Origin of the sequence: Streptomyces sp. NPDC048171 (assembly GCF_043202655.1) — a bacterium.
GTDB lineage: Bacteria > Actinomycetota > Actinomycetes > Streptomycetales > Streptomycetaceae > Streptomyces.
Window position 1 is genome coordinate 1 of sequence record NZ_JBIDAU010000036.1, and the last position, 5,776, is coordinate 5,776.

The following is a 5,776-nucleotide window of genomic DNA, read 5'->3' on the forward strand; positions in this document are numbered from 1 at the left end:
CCGGGCGAGGTCGAGACCGTACTGGTGGCGCATCCCGCGGTGGAGCGGGCGGTGGTGCTGGTCCGTGAGGACGCTCCTGGCGACCGGCGTCTGGTCGCCTACGTCGCCGCCGACCGCGAGGGCGACGGGGATGACGGACTGACGGCAGAGCTGCGCGCAGCCGTGGGACAGCGGCTGCCGGACTACATGGTCCCGTCCGCGGTCGTAGTGCTGGACGGCATGCCGTTGACGGCGAACGGCAAGGTGGACCGGGCCGCGCTGCCGGCGCCGGAGTTCAGCTCGGATGTGAACGGTCGAGGTCCTGCCACGGTGTTGGAAGAGATCGTGTGCGGGGTGTTCGCAGAGGTGCTGCGGCTGGAACGGGTGGGAGCGGAGGACAACTTCTTCGAGCTGGGCGGGCACTCCCTGCTGGCGGTCACCTTGGCGTCCCGGCTGCGTGACCGCGGGTTCGGCGTGTCGGTGCGGGCATTGTTCGAGGCGCCGACACCGGCGTCGCTGGCAGCGGCGGCGAGCGCCGGTGTCGGGGGCGTGGTGGAGGCGCCGCCCAACGGGATTCCGGAGGGCGCGGAAGTCATCACGCCGGAGATGCTGCCGCTGGTCGAGCTCACGCCGGCGCAGATCGACCTGGTCTGCGCGTCGGTCGAGGGCGGGGCCGCGAACGTGGCGGACGTGTACCCGCTGGCACCTGTGCAGGAGGGCTTCTTCTTCCACCATTTGCTGGCCGGCCCTGGTGGGACGGATGTCTACTTCGAGGGGATCGTGCTGGGCTTTGACAGCCGTGAGCGGCTGGACGGGTTCCTGGCGGCGTTGCAGCGGATGGTGGGCCGCCACGACATCTACCGGACCGGGGTGGTGTGGGAAGGGCTGCCCGAGCCGGTGCAGGTGGTCTGGCGGCATGCCGTTGTCCCGGTGACCGAGGTGACCCTGTCGCGTGACGGGGATCCGGTGGCGGAACTGCGGGCCATCGCCGGGCGGTGGATCGACCTGCGAGACGCGCCGTTGGTGCGGGTGCATGTGGCCGCGGAGCCGACCAGCGAGCGTGGCGACCGCTGGATGGGCCTGGTGCAGGTGCACCACCTCCTCCAGGACCACACCGCACTGGAAGCGGTGCTTCGAGAGGTCGCGGCGTTCATGGAGGGACGCGACGACGAACTGTCGGCACCACTGCCGTTCCGGGACTTCGTGGCCCAAGCCCGGTTGGGGGTCTCCCGCGAGGAGCACGAGGAATACTTCACGGAGCTGCTGGGCGACGTGACGGAGCCGACGCTGCCGTTCGGCTTGTCCGATGCTCGTGGTGATGGCTCCGATCTGGAGCAGGCGAGGCTGAGCGTGGATGCCGGGCTGGTGGCACGGGTGCGCGAGCAGGCCCGTGAGCTCGGCGTGAGCCCGGCGACATTGTTCCATGTGGCGTATGCGCGAGTCCTGGCGAGCCTCGCCGGCCGGACTGACGTGGTGTTCGGGACCGTGCTGCTCGGCCGCATGAACGCTGGGCGGGGTGCGGATCGGAATCTGGGCCCGTTCATGAACACCTTGCCGGTACGCGCGAACGTCGCCGACGGCGACGTGGTAGGTGCGGTGCGGGCGATGCAGGCCCAGCTGGCCGGCCTGCTGGTGCACGAGCACGCCCCGCTCGCGCTTGCGCAGAAGGCCAGCAGTGTCCCCGCACGCGCCCCGCTGTTCACCTCCATTTTCAACTACCGGAACAGCCAGCGGTGGGGTGCGCTGCCGAACGGCGGTGACAGGGTCGGACTGGCCGGCGTGTCCGTGGTGCACCGGAGGGGAGGCACCAACTACCCGCTGACCGTGGCGGTGGACGACATGGGCTCCGGGTTCGGGCTGACGGTCGATGCCCTCGAGCCGGGTGACCCCGAGTTGGTGTGCGGGTTGATGCACACGGCGGTCGAGAGCCTCGTCGAAGCTTTGGAGAACGCGCCGGGCACAGGGCTGCATGGGCTTGAGGTGTTGTCGGAGGGCGAGCGGGAGCGGGTGCTGGTTGCCTGGAATGAGTCGGGTGTGGTGGAGGCGTCGGGTGTGGTGCCGGAGTTGTTCGCGGAGCGGGTGGTGCGGGCTCCGGGTGCGCCGGCGGTGGTGGATGGGCGGGTGGAGTTGTCGTATGGCGAGTTGGATGAGCGGGCGTCTCGGTTGGCGGGTGTGTTGCGCGGGCGTGGGGTGAGGTTGGAGTCAGTGGTGGGGGTGATGTTGGAGCGGTCGGTTGATGTGGTGGTGGCGTTGTTGGCGGTGTGGAAGGCCGGTGGTACGTACCTGCCGATCGATCCGGAGTATCCCGCGGATCGTGTGGCGATGATGTTGGAGGACGCGGGCCCGGTGTGTGTGGTGACCAGTGACGGGCTGGTCGGACGACTGCCGGAGGGCCTTGGGGTGGTGGTGGATGAGGCGGTGGCGGCCGGTGAGCCGGTGGAGCCCGTGCGGGTGGAGTCGGGGCATGCGGCGTATGTGATCTACACGTCGGGGTCGACGGGGCGGCCGAAGGGTGTGGTGGTGTCGCATGCGGCGCTGGCCGCCTATGTGACCTGGTGTGTGGAGGCGTATCCGGGGGTGCGGGAGAGCAGTCTGCTGCACGCGTCGGTGTCGTTCGACGCAGGTGTGACGGGTCTGTTCGGAGGGTTGGTGAGCGGTGGGTGTGTGTTCGTGTCCGGGCTCGACGAGGGTCTGCCGGCGGTGCTGGGTGAGCGTCGTCTGGGCTTCCTGAAGGTGACGCCGAGCCATCTGCCCGTGCTGGAGGCGCTGCCGGAGGAGTGTGTCCCGACAGACCAGTTGATGGTGGGTGGAGAGGCTCTGAGCTGGGGCCTGGTGGAGCGGTGGCGCGAGGCGCACCCGGGGCTCGCTGTCGTGAACCACTACGGGCCGACGGAGGCGACGGTCGGCTGCGCGCACTACGAGATCGGTGCGGGTGAGGGCGGCGGGGGTGCGGGTTCGGTTCCGATCGGTCGGTCGTTCGCGACGACGAGGACGTTCGTCCTCGATGGATGGTTGCGCCCGGTGGTGCCGGGCGTGGTGGGTGAGTTGTACGTGGCGGGGGTGCAGCTGGCCCGCGGATATCTCGGTCGTCCTGGTCTGACCGCGGAGCGGTTCGTGCCATGCTCGTATGGCGGACCGGGTGAGCGGATGTACCGGACGGGGGACTTGGTCCGGTGGACGATCGACGGGCAGCTGGTGTTCGTCGGGCGGGCGGACGACCAGGTGAAGGTGCATGGGTACCGGATCGAACCTGGTGAGATCGAGACCGTACTGGCCGCGCATCCGGACGTCGACCAGGTGGTGGTGATCGCCCGCGAGGACACCTCCGGCGACAGGCGGCTGACGGCGTACGTCGTGGCCGAGGACGGCGGTGGTGTGGGCGCTGGTCTGGCCGCCGAGCTCCGTGCCCATACGGCGCAGAGGCTGCCGGAGTACATGGTGCCGTCCGCGGTCGTGGTGCTGGACGAGTTGCCGTTGATGGTGAACGGGAAGCTGGACCGGGCGGCACTGCCTGCACCCGACTACGGGATCGCGGGCGGCAGGGGACGCGGGCCGGCCTCGGTGGTCGAGGAAGTCGTGTGCGCGGTCTTCGCCGAGGTGCTGGGCCTGGAGCAGATCGGGGTCGACGACAACTTCTTCGAGTTGGGTGGTCACTCGCTGCTCGCGGTGTCGTTGGTGTCGCGGCTGCGCGAATGGGGACTGGGGATCTCGGTGCGGGCGCTCTTCGAGACACCCACACCGGCCGGGTTGGTCGAGGCCGGCAACGGACCGGTTGTGGAGGTCCCGCCGAACGGCATTCCGGACGGCGCCGAGGTCATCACGCCCGAGATGCTGCCGTTGGTGGAGCTCACGGCCGCGCAGGTGGAGTTGGTGTGCGCGGCGGTCGACGGTGGAGCGGGCAACGTGGCGGACGTGTATCCGCTGGCGCCGTTGCAGGAGGGCATCTTCTTCCACCACCTGCTCGCCGATCCGGGGGAGGCGGATCCGTACCTCCGGTCTCTCGCCATGGGCTTTGACAGCCGTGAGCGACTGGACGGGTTCCTGGCTGCCTTGCAGCAGGTGGTGGACCGGCACGACATCTACCGCACCGGCGTGATGTGGGAAGGTCTGCCCGAACCGGTGCAGGTGGTGCGGCGGCACGCGGTCGTTCCGGTGACCGAGGTGACGCTCACGGACGGCGGGAACCCGGCGGCTGAGCTCATCGCGATCGCCGGCCGGTGGATGGATGTCCGACGGGCGCCGCTGCTGCGGGTCTACGTGGCGGCGGAGCCGGGCAGCGAGCGGTGGGTGGCACTCGTACAGGTGCACCACCTGCTGCAGGACCACACAGCGTCTGAGGTGGTACTGGGTGAGGTCGCGGCCCTCATGACCGGGCGTGGGGACACCCTGCCGGTGCCGCTGCCGTTCCGGGACTTCGTGGCCCAGGCGCGGCTGGGCGTGTCCCGCGCGGAGCATGAGGAGTACTTCGCCCAGTTGCTGAGGGACGTGACGGAGCCGACGCTGCCGTTCGGCCTGGCCGACGCCCGTGGTGACGGCACCGGCGCCCAGCAGGCACGCGTGATGGTTGACGACTCCCTGGCGGAGAGGGTGCGGGAGCGGGCGCGTGGGCTTGGGGTGAGCCCGGCGACGTTGTTCCATGTGGCGTGGGCGCGAGTGCTGGCCGTACTGGCCGCGCGGTCGGACGTCGTGTTCGGGACCGTGTTGCTGGGCCGGATGAATGCCGGGGCGGGAGCTGAGCGGATCCCCGGGCCCTTCATGAACACGCTGCCGGTGCGGATGGACGTCGCGGACACGGATGTGGTGGGTGCGGTGCGGGCGATGCAGGCCCAGCTGGCCGGCCTGCTGGTGCACGAGCATGCGCCCCTCGCCCTGGCCCAGGCGGCCAGCGACGTCCCGACGTCCGTCCCGTTGTTCACGGCGCTGTTCAACTACCGCCACAGCGGCCGAGTGCGGTCGGACGAGCCGCAGTCCGGCGCCACAAGGCCGGGTGGGGTGGCCGGCATGAGGGTGCTGCTGGGTGAGGATCGTACGAACTATCCGTTGGCGGTCTCGGTCGATGATCTGGGGGTCGGATTCGGGCTGACGACCGGTGTGGTCGCGCCCGGCGACCCGGAGCTCGTATGCGAATTGCTGCAGACGGCGGTGGAGGGCCTGGTCACGGCCCTGGAGGAAGCGCCACGGACGCCGTTGCGTGCGGTGGAGGTGCTTGCGCCGTCGGGTCGTGAGCGGGTGTTGGCGGAGTGGAACGACACCGATCGTGTGGTGTCCGAGGAGACGGTGGTGGCCCTGTTCGAGCGTCAGGTGGCGCGGGATCCGGGTGCGGTGGCGGTGGTGTGGGGGGATGAGTCGCTGACGTATGGGGAGTTGGATGAGCGGGCGTCTCGGTTGGCGGGTGTGTTGAGGGGGCGTGGGGTGGGGTTGGAGTCGGTGGTGGGGGTGTTGTTGGAGCGGTCGGTTGATTTGGTGGTGGCGTTGTTGGGTGTGTGGAAGGCGGGGGGTGCGTATGTGCCGCTTGATCCTTCGTATCCGGCGGAGCGGGTGGGTTGGGTGGTGGGGGATGCGGGTCCGGTGTGTGTGGTGACGGTGAGTGGTCTGGTGGGGTTGGTGTCTGGTGTGGTTTCGGTTCCGGTGGTGTGTCTGGATGATCCGGGTGTGGTGGTGGAGTTGGCGGGGGTGGATCCGGGGGTGGATCTGGGTGTGGGTTTGGGTGTGGGTGGGTTGGGGGGTGTGGCGGCGTATGTGATGTATACGTCGGGGTCGTTGGGGGTGCCGAAGGGTGTGGTGGTGTGTCAGCGGG

1 protein-coding gene is annotated in these 5,776 nt (G+C 69.5%); it reads left to right on the plus strand.

The window, feature by feature from the left end; all coding sequences use genetic code 11:
• Nucleotides 1–5,776: amino acid adenylation domain-containing protein (locus tag ACGF3J_RS38655; protein ID WP_393856121.1), on the plus strand; the 5,776-nt coding region annotated here is incomplete at both ends.